Genomic DNA, 16,225 nt, shown 5'->3' with positions numbered 1-16,225 from the left:
TTATTGCTTGCCGGCGCGGGCCATCGCCCGCCGGGCGGCTTCCGCAACGCCTTGCGGCGTGATGCCGAATTCGCGGTAGAGCACCGGGGCCGGCGCCGAAGCGCCGAAGCCGCGCATGCCGACGAATTCGCCCTCGGTGCCGATCCAGCGGTGCCAATCGCCGACGACTGCCGCCTCGATGCCAACCCGCGGCGCGGTGCCGAGCACAGCGGCGCGGTAATCCTCCGGCTGCTCCTCGAACAACGCGAAGCAGGGCGCGGAGACCACGGCCGCACGGACGTGCTCGGTAGCGAGCAGGCGGGCCGCCTCCAGCGCAATAGACACTTCCGAACCCGTTGCGATGAGCGTCACGTCGCGGCCACCGTCCGGCGAAACGATCAGATAGGCGCCGCGTGCGACGCGGTTCCTCCCGCGGACATCGCTGCGGAAGGTCGGCAGCGCCTGACGGGACAGGCACAGCACGGAGGGACGATTTTCAGCTTGGAGCGCGCAGTCCCATGCTTCCAGCGTCTCAACCGCGTCGGCCGGCCGGAAAACAAGCAGGTTCGGAATGACGCGGAGCGCTGCGAGATGCTCGACCGGTTGGTGCGTGGGGCCGTCCTCACCGAGGCCAATGGAGTCATGGGTCATCACATGAATGACGCGGATCCGCATCAAGGCCGCAAGGCGGATCGCCGGCCGGCTGTAATCGGAGAAGGCGAGGAAGGTGCCACCATAGGGAATGAAGCCGCCGTGCAGCGCGAGACCGTTCATCGCGGCCGCCATGCCATGCTCGCGGATGCCATAATGGATGTAATCGCCGGCGAACGCGTCACGCTTGACCGGGGTCTGCGCCTTGGCATGCGTCAGGTTCGAATGCGTGAGGTCCGCCGAGCCACCGACGAATCCGGGTATCGTCCCTGCGATGCCGTCGAGCACCTGTTGCGACGCCTGCCGCGTCGCGAGCTTCGGACGCTCGGTGGCAAAGCGCTCGCGCAATTTCGCCGAGGCCTGGGCATAGGCGTTCGGCAGGGCAACCGCCTTGCCCTCGATAAACAGGTCGCGCTGCTCGGGCGTCGCGCATTCATAGCGATCGAGCCAGGCGAGACGCTCGACCTGCCCGCGCTGCCCGATCATCCGCCATGCTTTCAGGATCGTGACAGGCACCACGAAGGGCTGATAGTCCCAGCCGAGCGCTCGCCGCGCCGCCGCCGCCTGTTCGGTGCCGAGCGGCGCGCCATGCGCCTTCTCGGTGCCCTGACGATCCGGCGCGCCATAGCCGATGATGGTGCGGCAGGCGATCAGCGACGGTCTTGCGCTCTCACGCTCCTCCGCAATCGCCTGCGCAACTGCTTCGGAATCGTGCCCGTCGACACGGCGCACCGACCAGCCGGAGGCAGCGAAGCGCGCAAGCTGGTCGTCGGAGGTCGCAAGCGAGGTCGGCCCGTCAATGGAGATGCCATTGTCGTCGAACAGTACGATCAGGCGGCCGAGCCCGAGATGGCCGGCGAGCGAAATCGCTTCCTGGCTGATGCCTTCCATCAGGCAGCCGTCGCCGGCGATCACATACGTAAAGTGATCGACGAGGCCATCGCCATGCCGCGCATTGGCCATGCGCTCGGCGAGGGCCATGCCCACCGCGGTCGCAATCCCCTGCCCCAGCGGACCGGTCGTGGTCTCGACGCCCGGCGTGTGGCCATATTCCGGATGCCCCGGTGTCTTCGAGCCCCATTGCCTGAAGGCCTTGATGTCGTCGAGGCTGACGTCGCCGCCGGTGAGATGGAGCAATGCATAGAGCAGCATCGAGCCGTGGCCCGCCGACAGCACGAAGCGATCGCGATCCGGCCAATGGGGGTGAGCCGAGTCGAATTTCAGGAAGCGCGAGAACAGCACGGTGGCGACATCGGCCATGCCCATGGGCAGTCCGGGGTGGCCGGACTGCGAAGTCTCGATGGCGTCGACCGCGAGGAAGCGGACGGCGTTGGCGAGATCGCTATGCGATACCGCCGTGAGGTCAGCGTCGGCGTGGACGGAGATGTTCATCGGATCCTCCCCTCGTTCACTTCAGGTTTCGCTTACGCTCGATCAGCTGCATGATCAGCGGCGTCAGGATCAGCTGCATCGCAAGATCGAGTTTCGCGCCGGGACACACGATCGAATTGGCACGCGACATCCAGCTTTGCGGCAGCATCGAGAGCAGATAGGGGAAGTCGATGCCGCGCGGGTTCTTGAAGCGGATCACGACCATCGACTCGTCCGGCGTCGGGATCCAGCGCGCGATGAACGGATTGGAGGTGTCCACCGTCGGCACACGCTGGAAGTTGATGTCGGTCTCGGAAAATTGCGGGCAGATGTAGTGGATGTAATCGGGCATCCGCCGCAGAACGGTGTCGGTAACGGCCTCGGTCGAATAGCCTCGCGCACTGCGGTCGCGGTGCAGCTTCTGGATCCATTCGAGATTGATAACGGGCACGACGCCGATCTTGAGGTCGGCATAACGCGCGACGTTGACCTTGTCGGTAACGACAGCACCGTGCAGGCCCTCGTAGAACAGAAGGTCGGAGCTCTCCGGCAGCCGTTTCCATTCGGTGAAGGTGCCGGGTGCGGCGCCATGCAGCGCGGATTCCTCGGCGTCGTGGACGTAGTGCCGCGTCGTCGCCGTGCCGGTCTCGCCATAGTCGCGGAACGCCCGCTCCAGCTCCTCGAACAGATTGGTCTCGGGGCTGAAATGGCTGAAATGCCTGTTGCCGCGATCGGCCTCCTTCGCCATCTGCGTGCGCATTTCCGCGCGATCGTAGCGATGGAAGGCGTCGCCTTCGATGTAGGCGGCGTTGACCTTCTCGCGGAAGAAGATCTGCTCAAAGGTCTTCTTGACCGACGTGGTGCCGGCGCCGGAAGAGCCGGTGATGGAGATGATCGGATGCTTCCTGGACATCGGGGCGCCTCGCTCAGAGCCGGAAGAAGCCGCGCCGCGCGAACAGCGGTGCGGAGACGCTGGCGACCAGCAAGGGATCGCAATGCAGTTCCTCGACGCGCTGCACCTCGTTGTTCGAACCCATGATCAGCGGCACGCGTTGATGCAGGCTCTGCGCCGAGAGTTCGAGGATACGCTCGCGCCCGGTCGAAGCCGAGCCGCCGGCCTGCTCGACGATGTAAGCCATCGGGTGCGCCTCGTAGACGAGGCGCAGGCGGCCATCGCCATAGCCGGGCCGTGAATCGGAGGGATAGAGGAACACGCCGCCGCGGGTAAGGATGCGATAGGCCTCGGCCACCAGCGAGCCGACCCAGCGCATGTTGAAATTGTGGTTGGCCTGCCCTTCCACACCGGCGAGGCATTCGTCGACGAACGCTCGCACCGGCTGTTCCCAATGCCGGCGGTTCGAGGCGTTGATCGCGAACTCCTCGCAGGTCTCGGAGATCTGCACGGCGCTACGTGCGAGACGGAAGCAACCGGACTTGCGGTCAAGCGTGAAGATGTCGACGCCCTCGCCAAGCGTCAGCACCAGCGAAGTCTGCGGGCCGTAGGTGACGAACCCCGCCGCGAGCTGCGCCGAGCCGCGCTGATGGAAGGCGAGCGCGAGATCGTCGGGCGCGGGCAGGATCGAGAAGATCGTGCCCACGGTCATGTTGATGTCGATATTGGAGGAGCCGTCGAGCGGATCGATCGCGACGCAGATCTTCGCCGCGCGGTCACCGATCTGCGGTTCACGCATCTCCTCCGACGCCAGTGCCGCGATCGGCAGCTTGCCGAGACAGCGGCGCAGGATCGCATCCGCCTGCACGTCGAGATCGCGCTGCACGTCACCGTCGCTGTTGCGGCCGGTGGTCAGGCCCGATGCATCCGCAAGGTCTCCCGTGGCGATGAGATCGGCGATCTCGATCGCGGCCGCCGCGATGGCATCGACCGCGGCCACTACGGCCAGCGCATGCGGCGCCGTCTCGGAATACCGCTGAAGGTGGTCGTCCAGCCTGAGTTGCCCGGTCATCTGCGTCCATCCCTTTGCAGCGCCGCATCCAGTTCCCTCCTCGCTGGAGGTCGGTGCGGTCAGTGCCAACAACGACGAGATTGACAGGGGCGGCTTAATAAGCAAAATTTCTATTCATAATGAGCGCCAAAGAATTATCTTATAATGTCCATTCGGCAGCACAGCTCCGGCATCTCACGATCCGGCAGCTTCGCTCGCTTGCGGCGCTCTCGGCAAAAGGCAGCGTCACGGCAGCCTCGACCCAGCTCGGCCTGACGCAGCCGGCCGTGACCCAGCAATTGCGCCAGCTGCAGGATCTCGCCGGACTGCCGCTGCTGCAGCGGACCGGCGACGGCATGCTGCTGACGGAAGCCGGCAAGGAGGTGCTGGCGCTCGCCGAGCGCGTCGAGGCCGCAATCGCGGACTGCCAGGGTTCGCTCGACCTGCTTGCGGGGCGAACCGGCGGCACGGTGCATCTCGGCGCGGTCTCGACCGCGAAATATTTCGTGCCGCACGCGATCGCGGCATTCTCGAAGCGGTATCCGAAGATCGAGATCAAGCTCACGGTCGGCAATCGCGAGGAGATCCGCGGGGCCATGCACGGCTACGACCTCGACTTCGCGGTGATGGGTCGGCCACCGGCCGATGTCAGCGTCGACGTCCGGCAGCTCGGGCGCAATCCGCACATCATCGTCGCGCGCAAGGGGCACTGGCTGGAGAAGGATTCCGGCCTCAACCTCACCGACCTCGTGCACGAGACCTTCCTCACCCGCGAGCCCGGCTCGGGGACGCGGACACTGATGGAAGGCATGTTCCAGAGGTCGGATCTTGAGCCGATCATCGGCATGGAGATGAGCAGCAACGAGACCATCAAGCAGGCGGTCATCGCCGGGCTCGGCATCGCCTTCATCTCGGCCCACACCGTGGCGCACGAGCTCACCGAGGGCCGGCTGATCGTGCTCGACGTCGCGGGCCTGCCGATCGTGCGGCAATGGTACGTGATCCGCCGCAGCGACAAGGTGCTGTTGCCGCCGGCGCAGGCGATGTTCGATTTCTTGGGATCGGAGGGGTCGAACTATCTTCCCGACGTGCCCGAATTCGGCGCGCGATAGCCCGTCGAAATTCAGCCCATCAGCTTCATCGCGACCGTAGCCGCGAGAATGACGATGATCTGGAGCAGGCGCTCGGTCGTGAAGATGCGGTTGAAGGTGGTCATCGCTTGCCCCGGCCGAATTGGGATGTCTCGGTCGGGACGTTGCTAGCACAGACGGGCGTCGAGATAACTCCGTAATCGCCCTGTGTTTTCCGTGCACGACCCGACGACCGGCCCTTCGGCGGGCCTGCGCAAGGCCGCGCCGATGGTTAACGATCAGGCCGCGCGTGTAGCGGCGTAGTCCATCTGCGCGGCGAAATAGGCTTCCAGCTCCAGCAGCGCCCGCGCTTCCCAATCCTTCGCCTGCTCGAGCAGCGACCAGCTCTGGTCCGGGCGGAATGCAGCGGTCTGGCGATAGAGCGATGCGATACCGCGGTAGCGGCGCACGTTCTCCAAGATGGCGTGACCGGTAATTTGGCCGTTCATGTCCGAAAACTCCCTCGTCATTCCCGAGGGAGAAATTGCGGCCAAATCTTTTTCGAAAAGTTAGCGCCGCACAGCAAGCGTGCGAATGGTTTCCGGACTGTTGCCCGCGCGCAACGTGCGCGGCCGCACAAGGCCGATCTATTGCGAATTCGTCGCCGCGCTCTCGCCCCGCGGCTTCAACCCACCGCGGCTGATGATCTCGCGGCAGAGATCGGCAAGGCCGATCACCAGCACGGCGAGCAGGCAGAACAGCTTGATGGAATCGGCATGCGCGCTGGTCAGCGAATTGAACTCGAAGAAGGGCGGCATGAATGCCCACCATACCAGCGGAATGGTGAGTAGTGAGGCGAACGCCGCCGCCGGTGCGCCCGCAATAATGCCGAGCACGAACAGGCTGGGCAGGAACGCCGCGAAATAGAGTTTTGCGCCGAGCGCGACACAGCCGCCCTGGAGCGCAGCCGACATTGCGACAACGATGAATCCAAGCAGAAACGCCTGCCACGACCATGGTCGTACCCGCGGTACGCCAACCAGCCCCGCACGCCTCATCAGCCTCCCCCTGCCGCCCGTTAACCAGGCTCGCTTGCGACCAAAGTACTACAGCGGCAGGGAAACTGCGAGGTGGAAATTGCCGACCCGGCGGCCTTGGTAAACGGGCCGGATCGCTAATTGGAGCAACCAGCCCCTACTCGGTGGCCGCATAGACCAGGCCTGCGACGGGCAGCGCGAGGCCAAAGGCCGATGCGAGCGTCCAGCCGCCTTGTGCAAACGCCCACGCGCCGACCGCCGAGCCCGCCGCGCCCGCGGTGAAGAAGGTCGCCATGTAGAGACCGTTGAGGCGGCTGCGGTGCTCATGCCCCAGCGCGAAGATCGCGCGGAAGCCGAGCACGACGTTGCCCTGCACGCCGATGTCGATCGCGATCGCAGCCACGACCAGGCAGGCGAGGTTCAGCACCGATCCGGGCGCGCCGACATGCGTAATCAGGAATCCTACGGCCGCGAGTAGCAGCGCGACCAGCGTGGCCATGCGGCTATGGCCGCGATCGGCAAGCCGTCCCGCGATCGGGGCTGCGAACACGCCGGCGACACCGGCAAGCGCGAACAGCGCGATGCCGCGCTGGGTGAAGCCGAATTCGCTCGCGAGCAGCAGCGGCGTCACGGTCCAGAACAGGCTGAAGGCGCCGAACAGGCTGGCCTGGTACAGCGCGCGGCGGCGCAGCAGCGGCGTGGTCCGCACCAGATGGAGCATCGACAGCAGCAACTCGCCGTAATGCATCCGCGCGACCGGCCTGCGCTTCGGCAGCGTCATCCAGAGTACCGCTGCGAGCACGATCATCAACGCGGCCGAGCAGAAGAACACTGCATGCCACGACAGCATCGCCGTGACGAAACTCGACACCGGCCGCGCCAGCATGATGCCGAGCATCAGGCCGGTCGAGACGTTGCCGACGACGCGGCCGCGAATGGCTGCCGGCGCAAGATGCGCCGCATAGGGAATGATGATCTGCACCGCGACCGAGCCGAGTCCGATGAACAACGCGGCGATCAGGAAGGGCAGCGCGTGGGACGCGAACCCCGCGGCGAGCAGGGCTGCCGCGCCGAGCGTGATGACGGAGCAAATCAGGGTACGGTTCTCGACGAGGTCGCCGAGCGGGACGATGAAGAGAAGCCCCACGCCGTAGCCGATCTGCGTCATGGTGACGATCAGTCCCGCCGCTTCATGCGACAGGCCGAGCGCGGCGCTGATCGGGGCGATCAGCGGCTGGGCGTAATAGATGTTGGCGGCGACCATGCCACAGGCCGCGGCAAGCACGAAGGTCAGTCGCTGCGACACCGCATCCGGATCCGGCGCGGTCTCGATCGTGGCATTCATCGTCATTCACAGGCTCTCCAGATATCGGAAACGGTCGTTTCCTAATATGACAAAAAATTCAGGCGAGCAGCTTAATCGCGACGGCGACCAGGCGCTTGCCGTCGAGCGAAAGGCCCGCCTTGCCGACCACGCGCAGGCCTTGCGTGATGCAGATCATCAGGCGCGCGGTGTCGGCGGCGGCGACATGGCGGGGAATCGAGCCGTCGGCCTGCCCCTCGCGAATGAGGCCGGCGATGAAGCCTTCGTTGGTCTCGAGCCGCGCGCTGACGAGGGCGGCGACCACCGGATCGACCGCGGACAATTCGACCGCGCTGCCGACCACGAGGCAGCCGCGCCGCCCCTCGCTGCCCTGGGAATGCTCTACATACGACAGCAGCATGTTGCGCAGCCGCTCGCGGCCATTGTCGCCTTTTGCCGCCGCGCTGCGCGTCTGCTCCTGGCGCAGCGCGGCGTAGCGCTCGAAGGCGGCGAGAAACACCGCATGCTTGTCGCGAAACGCCTTGTAGACGCTGCCGGTCGCCAGCCGCATCGCCGCGGTGAGATCGCCGATCGAGGTGGCATGATAACCGCGCTCGGAAAACACGCGGACGGCCCTGTCGAGCGCGGTGTCCATGTCGAACTCCCGCGGACGGCCAGGCGGACGGCCAATGGGCGGGGATTTGCGGGCCGCTTTTTGCATTGCACGATAATAGGGAATGTTTGTTTCCAAACAAAGACACTTGGTTGTGATTGGGGCGGTAGGGCCACTAACTCCGGCGTCGCCCCTGGCCAAGGCCAGGACCCATTATCCCAGGGAAGGGGTTGGGCGGACATTCGTTCGGTGGGATTGATATCGCCTTAAATCGATAGACCTCGCGGTATGCGTCCTGGCCTTCGCCACGACGACATTTGAGGTTGTTATGCCTGACTGCCGGGCATCGCCACGGCGCAGGCCACATCGCGGTCCTGCGCACATTTCAACTTGCAGACATGCCTTCTCATCCTCGCGGCTGATTCCGCCCGAGCTTTGCTTCGTCGCTTCACCCTCTTGTCCAAGAGGGCGCAGGGAAGGCCGGGTGCCGGCTGGCACCCGCGGTCCGCTGCGCGAAAAGCACACGCAGAGAGAACCGCACAGCAGCATACAGGTGTAGCCAATCACTCGGCCTTCCCTGCGCGATGGTTGGACGGCTTATGCCGTGCTCTCCCGGGAGCCGAGTTCTCTTTGGCCTCCCTCGTCCTCGCAGAAGTCACCGGCACCGCGCCGGTTGACGCAGATGCCGCATCCGCAAGAGCTTGACCGTAGCAACGACGGCCAGGACCACACGGTTTTGCCGTACGCGCTCGCCATTTCGCCGCAGTTTTCCCAGCCCTGTCGACGGAGCCGGAAACTTACAGACGAGACGAAGCCTAGCAGCGCCGCTCGTCGGCACGCAGCCTTGGGCTCACGGAGAGCAATCCGCCCTGCCCTTGGCCTCTCGCACCCGAACGCTGCCGCGTCCACCGCAAGCCCGGCTCGCGAACATGACGACCACAAGATCGCCCCTCAAGGATGAGCCGGGATGGACGACACATACGCCGTTTCCGAATTTCGGTAAAGCGGAATATTTTTGTGAGAGCGGATTGACACGGGGGCGACACAGCAAGGTCCCGTAGCCCGGATGAGCGAAGCGACATCCGGGGTCTTGCCACAAGCGACAGCGGTCCCGGGTGTCGCTGCGCTCACCCGGGCTACGAGAGCTCACCGCTTCGTTCGCACCGGCGTTCCGTCGGCCATGAGTGTCACTCCCTTCCGTTCGACAATCATCCCGTAGGCGTGCGGCTGACGGTGAACGTCGAAATTGAAAGTGGTGCGCTTGTAGGAGTTGCAGAGATCGAGATCGCAACGGGCGAGCGCGATCTCGTCCCCCTTGGTCGTGCATCGCGCGATGATCTCGCCGGAGGGCGCGATGACGCAGCTTCCGCCGATGTGGTCGACGCCCTCCTCGACACCCGCTTTGGCGACGCCGACCACGAAGGTGCCGTTCTGGTAGGCGCCGGCCTGCATCACCAGATGATTGTGGAACAGCGAGAGATCGTCATGCTCGGGTGCGGGCGGATTGTGCACCGGCGTGTTGTAGCCGATCATCACCATCTCGACGCCCTGCAGGCCCATCACCCGGTAGGTCTCGCTCCAGCGGCGGTCATTGCAGATCGCCATCCCCATCACGCCGCCAAAGGCCTCGGTCACGCCAAAGCCATCGCCTGGATCGAAATAGCGCTTTTCCAGATGCTGGAATTCGCGCCACGGCTCATGCTCGGCATGCCCGGGCAGATGAACCTTGCGATATCTCGCGACGATGGCGCCGCTCTTCTCGACCAGGATCGAGGTATTGTAGCGCCTGACAATTCCGGCCTCGACCGTCAGCTCGGCATAGCCAAGATAAAATCCGATGCCGATCTCGCGCGCGAGATCGAACAGGCCTCTTGTCTCCGGCCCCGGCATCTCGCGCTCAAAGAAGCTGTCGATCTCAGCCTGATCCTCGAAATACCAGCGCGGAAAGAACGCGGTCAGCGCGAGCTCGGGATAGACGATCAGGTCGCAGCCGTTGGCCTTCGCCTGGCGCATCAAGGCCATCAGGCGCGCCACGACCGCGGTTCTCGTCTCGGTCCGCGCGACAGGGCCAAGCTGGCCGGCTGCGATCGTCACAAATCTCGTCACGAATCTTTCCCTCGTCCGCTTCCCGGGTCAGGTCGCGGCAGAGACTATCGCGCGATGCGCCGCGCGCACAGCCTCGCTGTCCGGCACGGTGCCCAACCGAGAGGCAGCCCGACCGTCACGTGGAAAGTACCGAGAACAGATAATCTCGCAAACCCCCGCTCGTGCTGCTCAGGCGATCGAGCATGGGCAGCTACACGCCTACCGGGGGGAAGATGCATCTCACGGAGCGCGACTTACCAACCCGCCGATGCAGGTTCGTTGAAGAACATCGTCTGATCGCGCGCCGCCATGCGCGAGGGCTGGCGTCGACGGTGCCTCTCCGCACTGCGCTTGTTCGAAACGGTCCGAGCTGCTTGCTTCGGCGTCGCATCAGGCTGCGCCACCATTGCAAAAGCTTGGCGGGGCCTCTCCTGCGTGGGCAGCGCGTCGGCGACGGCAGGCGCGGGAGTCGGCGGAACCGACTCGGCTTTGGACAGCGATATTTGCCGTACGCTGGTGTCGAGGACGATCTTCTCAGGCCAGGTTTGCGCGGAATGAACGCGCACAATCGACCGATCTGGCCTCGGCCGGCGCGGCGGCGCTCACGGGGGCGGTCATGTACCGGTCGGCGAGGAAAAGGAGGGCGAGCAGAGCGCCGCCGGTGAAGACGAAATAGCGGATGAGCGGCATGGGTCCCTCGATCGCCTCGTTGTCGAGGCCCCTGCAGCAACGGGAAAGAGTGGCAATCGTTCCGGTGCGCTGTCGAGCAATCGCGGGAGACGCTCAGCCGCCCACTGGCATTCCGCTTGCTGCACGGGAATCAAATCCCTCAGACCCGCAGTGGGTCTGTCTCATCGTGAGGCGATCATGCACCCGACGTCCCGTTTCGAAGCGACCATGCCGACACAGCTCCACGCATTGATCTCCGATCTGCGTTGGCGCTTGCAAATGATCGACGCCGACATTCTGGAGGAAGAACGGAAGGCCGGAATCTCCGATCCCCAAAACCTCGCCTACCCCATGCTAGCGCAGAACCTGCGGGCCCGGCGCGACAATATCCGGGTGAGCATCGCGATTCTCGAAAGCCGCCTCGAAAAGCGATCGACGGAGCGGCCGCGCGCGGCCTGATGCGGCGACGGCGATTGGCTCCCGTCGCACCCAGGTTAACGCGAAGGAACTCCCGTTGCCGATCTGCAACGGTTCCCGTCCGTCTGAAGCCGGACAAAAGAAACTCCCATTGCGGCCACGAACCCCTCTCACAACGCCGTGAGACGAGCAGGGGAACGACGATGCGTGCGCAAAGAGTCTGGGTGGTGAATGGGGCCGCCAGCGTCGAACAGTTGCAAACCAGATTGGACGATCTGAACAAGCGGCTCGGTCAACTCGAGACTCAGCACCCCGAGAGCTGGAAGGTCGAAGAGCTCAGATCGACTGCGCTCAGCCTGTCGCGCGAGATCGACGACATCCGCTGCGCCGAGGCGACGGCGGCGCTGAGCGAGCTCCTGCGGAAATAGCCGGCGTTCGCGATTCGCCCGTCGCGCAGGAACCAACGCCGCCTCCCCGCCATTGCCATGCCGAGCATGGAGCAAAATCATGACCAGGCACCTGACGCGGGCCGATCTCGCGCGCGGCGTGGCCGGCGCGGTATCCACGCTGGTCCTGTGCGCGACGATGGCATTCACCATCGCGCGCCACTTCGCTTTGTAAGGCATTTGGCGCTGTGAGGTATTTTCGATGACGTCCGACCCCGAGGAATCGGTCAGGCTGCAAGGCTACGGCGAGATGACCCTGCGTACGGCCGTCACGACGATGATGTTGCTTGCGCCGCGCGAGCGCGCGGATGCCGCCATCTTCCGCGTCCGCGACGGCGTCCGGCTTGCCTCAAGCGAGATTGCCGAACTCGCCTCCGAATGGGGCATCACGCCAACGCCGGAGATCAGGTCTCCGAACCTCGTCCCGGAGCAGCACTGGACCCACGTCGTTCGCGGCATGGTGCGTGAGGCGCCGCTGCCGGCGCTGATGATTGCGTTTATGGTCGGCGTGCTGGTGGCGAGGCGGTAGTCCTCTGACCTAGCTTGCAACGCCGAGTTATCGAAACAGGCAATGCCGAGCCATGCCACCGCGACAGACCGCCCTGTCCGGCCAAATCGGCCGTGGACCCGCCCTGAAAATCGTTGCAAGAAGACGCTCCCGGGCGCCGGCGGCTGGTCCGCCAAGCTTGGGAACGAGCCTCTAGAAAAACGTCGACTTTTGGAAGAATGGTCGGAGTGGCAGGATTCGAACCTGCGACCCCTGCGTCCCGAACGCAGTGAGCATCTTCTAAGTGATTGATCCTTCTCGCTGCGACAGGTGTTTCCGTCTCGTTTTGTTCACGGTCGTTTCACCCAATTCGTTGCGATTTCGTTGCGGCGTCCTGGACGAGAACAGGGCTGCGGGAGATCTGAGATAGTTGGATGCGGGCTGAGACTAGGTCCTGGCCGCCGGCAACGCGGCGCCTTTCCAAATCCCTAGTTTCCAAATGAACAGCCAACAGCGGGACCCGGGACAGGGCAGTGATAGCGATCGTCGAAGTCGAGGCCCTAAGGGCCCCCGGCGAGGAGCCAATCGCCCTTGCGCGAAGGATCAAGACAAATTGGCTCGCTAAGCGCAGCGCATAGAGCGTGGTCCGCTTCGCGGGCACGCACTCCGTCTAGCCGTGACAGACCGCTCACCTATCGCGGGCCTTAGTCCTGGCGGATATCCGGCGAGGCCGAGGCTATGCCGATGACGGGGCGTCCGTCAGGCGTCGAAGGCCGATGGCCCATCCAGCGATCAACCGTCAGGCCCGCGCGTGCTCCAGGACCCGGGTAGGTCGTCAGCGCATGCCGAACAAGAATCTCGACGCGGGCCCAGTCCGGCTCGGCGTCGACGTGCGCAAGCTCAACCTGTCCGGAGAGCCGCAGGCCGGCCGGCGTCGGCGTGTTGGCCATTCTTCCATCGCTCGGCATGATCGGAAGCCGCGGGCCGGCCGCAGGAGGTTCAATGCGCCGTGATAGCCGCGCCCGCTTGCAAGAAAAACCCGATCACCCGCGGCCTCACTCAGCGCCTTGGACCAAATACCCGCAGATCACCGCGCGATCGCAATCGATCCGGCCCTGATGGTTGTCACCGCTTCAAGACGACCATTCGTCACGGCAAAGCCCGTTGCGCGCGCCTGACGAAGGACCGCGCCTCGCGTGCGCGCGGTGTCCACGATCGCCGCCACATAGGCGTCGGGGTCGGTACAATAGGCTCCCTCCTCGACGAAAGCGCCGAAGCGATAGCCCGGGCTCAATTCGGCTCACGGCGACGCAGCTCGCCGGCGTCCAGTTCGGCCCATCGCAACCCGTTCTCCTTGCGAATCCGCCAAGCAAGCGCGTCATCACAGAAAGCTCTCCGATCGGGATGGGCAGAAAGCAGACCCGTGCGGCGGATGTAGTCCGGTTTGCCGATTGCATGCGCGGACATCACCCACTTGCGGAAAATCAATGGCATAGGTGTTGCCGATGACTTCGGGTTCGAGATGGACCTGAATGATGCTTGTCTCTCCGTTCGGGACCGGCCATTGCCAGTTCATGGTGGCGACCGAACCCATGCGACAGCCAAATAGATCACAAGGTCAGCGCGTCCGAGCGCTCACACCGCGTGCGGATGGAAGCCGTTGTCGCCAATGATGCCGATGCCGAGCTTGTGGTCATCGCGAATGACTCCTTGCCCGGTGATCGTGGTGACGACGGGAATGTCGAGCCGTTCAGCAAGCGCGGTGATGGAAGCTGCCGCGCCGGACCGATTGGCACCACCGCCGGCGACGATCAAGGGGCGCTCAGCGGCGAGAATGGCGTCGATTGCCACATTCACATCGCAATCCGGCGGCGTGTTCCGATAGGATGGCGCCTGTCGGCGCTGCGGCTAGATATACAGCGACACCGCCTCTCCCGGCATGTCCTGGTAGAGAAGGTCCTCGGGCAGCGCGAGCACGACGGCACCCGGACGACCGCCGGTCGCCTCGCTGAAGGCACGACGTAGGATCTCGGGCATCTTCCCGACGTGACCCAACGTCTCAGCGCGCTTGCCGACAGGCTTGAAAAGCTCCTCGACAGGCAATTCGGTCAAGGTGCCGCGTCCGACACCTGGCTGCGGGATGTCGTTGACGAGGAGGATCAATGGCACCGAGGACTTGTTGGCTTCGGCGGCGCCCGGCAAACCATAGAGCGCGCCGGCACCACTCGGCACCTCCGCGACCGCGGGCTTGCCCGAAAGACGTGCGTAGCAGTCCGCCATAAACACTGCTGAGCGTTCATCCTGACACAGGATATGACGCGGGGCGTCCTTGACCGTTCTCAATGCCTCGTAGAGCGCGACATTCGTGTCCCGGGAACACCGAAAATGACATCAACGCCGTATCCAGACAGCATGCTCACGAGAGCAGTTGCACCATTCATTCCGAATGCTCCTTGATCTTGTTTTTCTTATCCAGGAGCATAGGCGCGGCATAAATATCCAAACCGCCGGCTTTAGGAATGATATTGTTACATTCCGCTGGCTTACACTTCGCTCCGATGGGAAATGAGCAATTTTGCACATGAATGTGGCGCGCCGATCGTATCGGATGCAGGCTTTCGCCTAGCTTCTGCTCACCTCTCGAATTTTCGGGCGAGCAGAACGGAAGATGTGGTGCGCCTGACGCCATCCATCTCGGCGATCCAATCGATAACTTCGTCGAGATGAACTGAGGTCGCGCAATTGATCTTCACAAAGAGATCAAACGGGCCGCTCAACGTATAGCAATTGATCACTTCGGCTCGCTTGCGCAACGCTGCAATGACATTGCCCTGCCGCCTGACTTCAAGCTCGATCAGGATAATCGCCGAGATCGCCGTAACATGATCTCCCTTGCCTAGAATGGCGGTATAGCCGGCGATCGTTCCCTGTTTCTCCAGCCTTGCCATTCGCCCCTGCGCGGTTGCGCGGGACACGCCAAGCGTCTTGGCGATATCGGCGACAGAGGTCCGCGCGTTCGCAATCAGGACGTTGATGAGATCCTGGTCCTTCCTGGCGTCCGCTGGGCGGGCCATTTTTACCCCTTCGGATTGATTATTTTTCGACAAAACGACGGGAAATTATTGCACTTTGCCGACCCGAGTCCTGCGTATCCCCTCACCGGTCGGGTGCGGTCTCCGCCACCAGCCACTCACGGAAAGCCAGAAGCGGCGGATACGTCGCGCGTTCGGAGGGCCAGACGAGGTAGTATCGCTCGGGACTCTCCATCGGCAGATTGATCGCGCGCACAAGCTTGCGGCTCGCCAGTTCGTCCTTGATCAGGAACGTCGGGAGCAGCGCCACACCGACGCCGGCAATCGCGGCTTGGGCCACAGTCGCGAACTGGTCGAACACCATCCCCTGAAATATTCTGCCAGGCACATCGTGAAGCGAAAACCACCGATCCCAGGCCTGAGGGCGGGTGGAGATGCTGAGCAGCGGAGCCCGCTTGAAGTCGCCCGCAACACGGAAGCCGTGTTGCCGTTTAACTGCGGGGCTACAGGCAGGAACCACTTCCTCGGATCGCAACAGCACCATCTCCGCACCTGGCCACTCCGGCTGACCGAAATGAATCGCCGCATCCAGTGCTTCCGCACGGAAATCGAAGTAGGACAAGCGCGTCGCAAGATTGATCGTGATCCCGGGATTTGCCGACAGGAACCGGGGCAGGCGCGGCGCGAGCCAACGCGTGCCGAACGTCGGCAGGATGGCGAGATTGAGCATGCCCCCGCTCGGATTCGCGTGAAGATTAAAGGAGGCGGTGCTGATCTTGTGCAGCGCTTCGCGGACCTCGCGCGCATAGGCGTCGCCGACGGCAGTCAGCCGAATGGTCTGACGCTCGCGAACAAAGAGTTCGACGTCGAGCTGTTTCTCTAGAATCTTGATCTGACGGCTGACAGCACTTTGGGTCAGGCTGAGCTCACGCGCTGCCAAGGTCATGCTGCCGGTCCGAGCGGCGGACTCGAACGCCGCCAGCACGGCAGTGGAGGGAAGGAAGCGACGAGGCGTTTGCATGCTCATTCCAATTCAGAATGACCTATTGAGAAAACATTGATTGAATCGGCTCGTTCCGCAAGTCTAATTTCGACGATCATAACCAAATCGCATGGACGTGC

General features: G+C 63.8%; 20 protein-coding genes. 4 read left to right on the top strand and 16 right to left on the bottom strand.

What is annotated here, in order from left to right; genetic code table 11:
- From tkt to IVB13_RS33860, 3 genes are read right to left on the bottom strand one after another with little or no spacing between them, the layout of a single operon-like run.
- Nucleotides 1-2,022: a transketolase gene (gene tkt, locus IVB13_RS33870; protein WP_247491637.1), complete on the bottom strand. Its 2,022-nt coding sequence runs from the start codon at nt 2,020-2,022 to the stop codon at nt 1-3.
- A 16-nt stretch (nt 2,023-2,038) separates the two neighbouring features.
- Nucleotides 2,039-2,914, bottom strand: coding sequence for a phosphoribulokinase (locus IVB13_RS33865; protein WP_063993396.1), 876 nt, complete (start codon nt 2,912-2,914; stop codon nt 2,039-2,041).
- A 13-nt stretch (nt 2,915-2,927) separates the two neighbouring features.
- A complete protein-coding gene (locus tag IVB13_RS33860; protein ID WP_247491635.1) occupies nt 2,928-3,965 on the bottom strand; it encodes a class 1 fructose-bisphosphatase in 1,038 nt (345 codons plus the stop codon).
- 119 nt (nt 3,966-4,084) lie between these two features.
- On the opposite strand from IVB13_RS33860, the gene IVB13_RS33855 reads away from it, so the two are divergent.
- Nucleotides 4,085-5,056, top strand: a complete 972-nt coding sequence (locus IVB13_RS33855) for a LysR family transcriptional regulator (protein ID WP_018456181.1) — start codon at nt 4,085-4,087, stop codon at nt 5,054-5,056.
- 257 nt (nt 5,057-5,313) lie between these two features.
- Here the strand turns inward: IVB13_RS33855 and IVB13_RS33850 are convergent, their stop codons facing one another.
- The 6 genes from IVB13_RS33850 to IVB13_RS33825 form a co-directional block, all read right to left on the bottom strand.
- Nucleotides 5,314-5,523, bottom strand: coding sequence for a hypothetical protein (locus tag IVB13_RS33850; RefSeq protein WP_085352580.1), 210 nt, complete (start codon nt 5,521-5,523; stop codon nt 5,314-5,316).
- Nucleotides 5,524-5,661: 138 nt separating this feature from the next.
- A complete protein-coding gene (locus IVB13_RS33845; RefSeq protein ID WP_247491633.1) occupies nt 5,662-6,072 on the bottom strand; it encodes a DUF4118 domain-containing protein in 411 nt (136 codons plus the stop codon).
- Nucleotides 6,073-6,208: 136 nt separating this feature from the next.
- Entirely contained in the window at nt 6,209-7,402 is a 1,194-nt protein-coding gene (locus IVB13_RS33840; protein WP_018456177.1) for an MFS transporter, read from the bottom strand.
- A 52-nt stretch (nt 7,403-7,454) separates the two neighbouring features.
- Nucleotides 7,455-8,009: a TetR/AcrR family transcriptional regulator gene (locus IVB13_RS33835; RefSeq protein WP_247491631.1), complete on the bottom strand. Its 555-nt coding sequence runs from the start codon at nt 8,007-8,009 to the stop codon at nt 7,455-7,457.
- Nucleotides 8,010-9,113: 1,104 nt separating this feature from the next.
- On the bottom strand, nt 9,114-10,073 hold the full coding sequence (locus IVB13_RS33830) for an N-carbamoyl-D-amino-acid hydrolase (protein WP_247491629.1): 960 nt from the start codon (nt 10,071-10,073) through the stop codon (nt 9,114-9,116).
- A gap of 513 nt (nt 10,074-10,586) precedes the next feature.
- Nucleotides 10,587-10,742 (bottom strand): hypothetical protein, encoded by a 156-nt coding sequence (locus tag IVB13_RS33825; protein ID WP_247491627.1) that lies wholly within the window; start codon nt 10,740-10,742, stop codon nt 10,587-10,589.
- 177 nt (nt 10,743-10,919) lie between these two features.
- Here IVB13_RS33825 and IVB13_RS33820 point away from each other — a divergent pair, with 177 nt between their 5' ends.
- From IVB13_RS33820 to IVB13_RS33810, 3 genes are all read left to right on the top strand, one after another.
- A complete protein-coding gene (locus IVB13_RS33820) occupies nt 10,920-11,180 on the top strand; it encodes a hypothetical protein (RefSeq protein WP_018458811.1) in 261 nt (86 codons plus the stop codon).
- A gap of 161 nt (nt 11,181-11,341) precedes the next feature.
- On the top strand, nt 11,342-11,566 hold the full coding sequence (locus tag IVB13_RS33815; RefSeq protein WP_026233665.1) for a hypothetical protein: 225 nt from the start codon (nt 11,342-11,344) through the stop codon (nt 11,564-11,566).
- Nucleotides 11,567-11,786: 220 nt separating this feature from the next.
- Nucleotides 11,787-12,113, top strand: coding sequence for a hypothetical protein (locus tag IVB13_RS33810; RefSeq protein ID WP_085352582.1), 327 nt, complete (start codon nt 11,787-11,789; stop codon nt 12,111-12,113).
- Nucleotides 12,114-12,775: 662 nt separating this feature from the next.
- On the opposite strand, the gene IVB13_RS33805 is transcribed toward IVB13_RS33810, so the two are convergent.
- The 7 genes from IVB13_RS33805 to IVB13_RS33775 all read right to left on the bottom strand — a co-directional run bounded on the left by IVB13_RS33805 (nt 12,776) and on the right by IVB13_RS33775 (nt 16,124).
- Nucleotides 12,776-13,021: an FAD-dependent oxidoreductase gene (locus IVB13_RS33805; RefSeq protein WP_247491617.1), complete on the bottom strand. Its 246-nt coding sequence runs from the start codon at nt 13,019-13,021 to the stop codon at nt 12,776-12,778.
- 137 nt (nt 13,022-13,158) lie between these two features.
- Complete coding sequence (locus IVB13_RS33800; protein WP_247491614.1) at nt 13,159-13,365, bottom strand: hypothetical protein; 207 nt, start codon at nt 13,363-13,365, stop codon at nt 13,159-13,161.
- The gene (locus IVB13_RS33795) at nt 13,362-13,565 is read right to left on the bottom strand and encodes a hypothetical protein (RefSeq protein WP_247491612.1); all 204 of its coding nucleotides are present in this window, start codon (nt 13,563-13,565) and stop codon (nt 13,362-13,364) included. The genes IVB13_RS33800 and IVB13_RS33795 overlap by 4 nt, the downstream gene beginning before the upstream one ends.
- 141 nt (nt 13,566-13,706) lie before the next feature.
- Entirely contained in the window at nt 13,707-13,922 is a 216-nt protein-coding gene (locus IVB13_RS33790) for a hypothetical protein (RefSeq protein ID WP_247491611.1), read from the bottom strand.
- A 57-nt stretch (nt 13,923-13,979) separates the two neighbouring features.
- Nucleotides 13,980-14,414: a thiamine pyrophosphate-binding protein gene (locus IVB13_RS33785; RefSeq protein ID WP_247491600.1), complete on the bottom strand. Its 435-nt coding sequence runs from the start codon at nt 14,412-14,414 to the stop codon at nt 13,980-13,982.
- A gap of 290 nt (nt 14,415-14,704) precedes the next feature.
- Nucleotides 14,705-15,145: an Lrp/AsnC family transcriptional regulator gene (locus IVB13_RS33780; RefSeq protein WP_247491580.1), complete on the bottom strand. Its 441-nt coding sequence runs from the start codon at nt 15,143-15,145 to the stop codon at nt 14,705-14,707.
- Between the two features lie 82 nt (nt 15,146-15,227).
- Nucleotides 15,228-16,124: a LysR family transcriptional regulator gene (locus IVB13_RS33775; protein WP_247491715.1), complete on the bottom strand. Its 897-nt coding sequence runs from the start codon at nt 16,122-16,124 to the stop codon at nt 15,228-15,230.
- Nucleotides 16,125-16,225: the final 101 nt, after the last annotated feature.

This window comes from Bradyrhizobium sp. 17, assembly GCF_023073515.1.
Taxonomy (GTDB): Bacteria; Pseudomonadota; Alphaproteobacteria; order Rhizobiales; family Xanthobacteraceae; genus Bradyrhizobium; species Bradyrhizobium canariense_D.
This window is presented reverse-complemented; position numbering and strand designations above follow the sequence as displayed.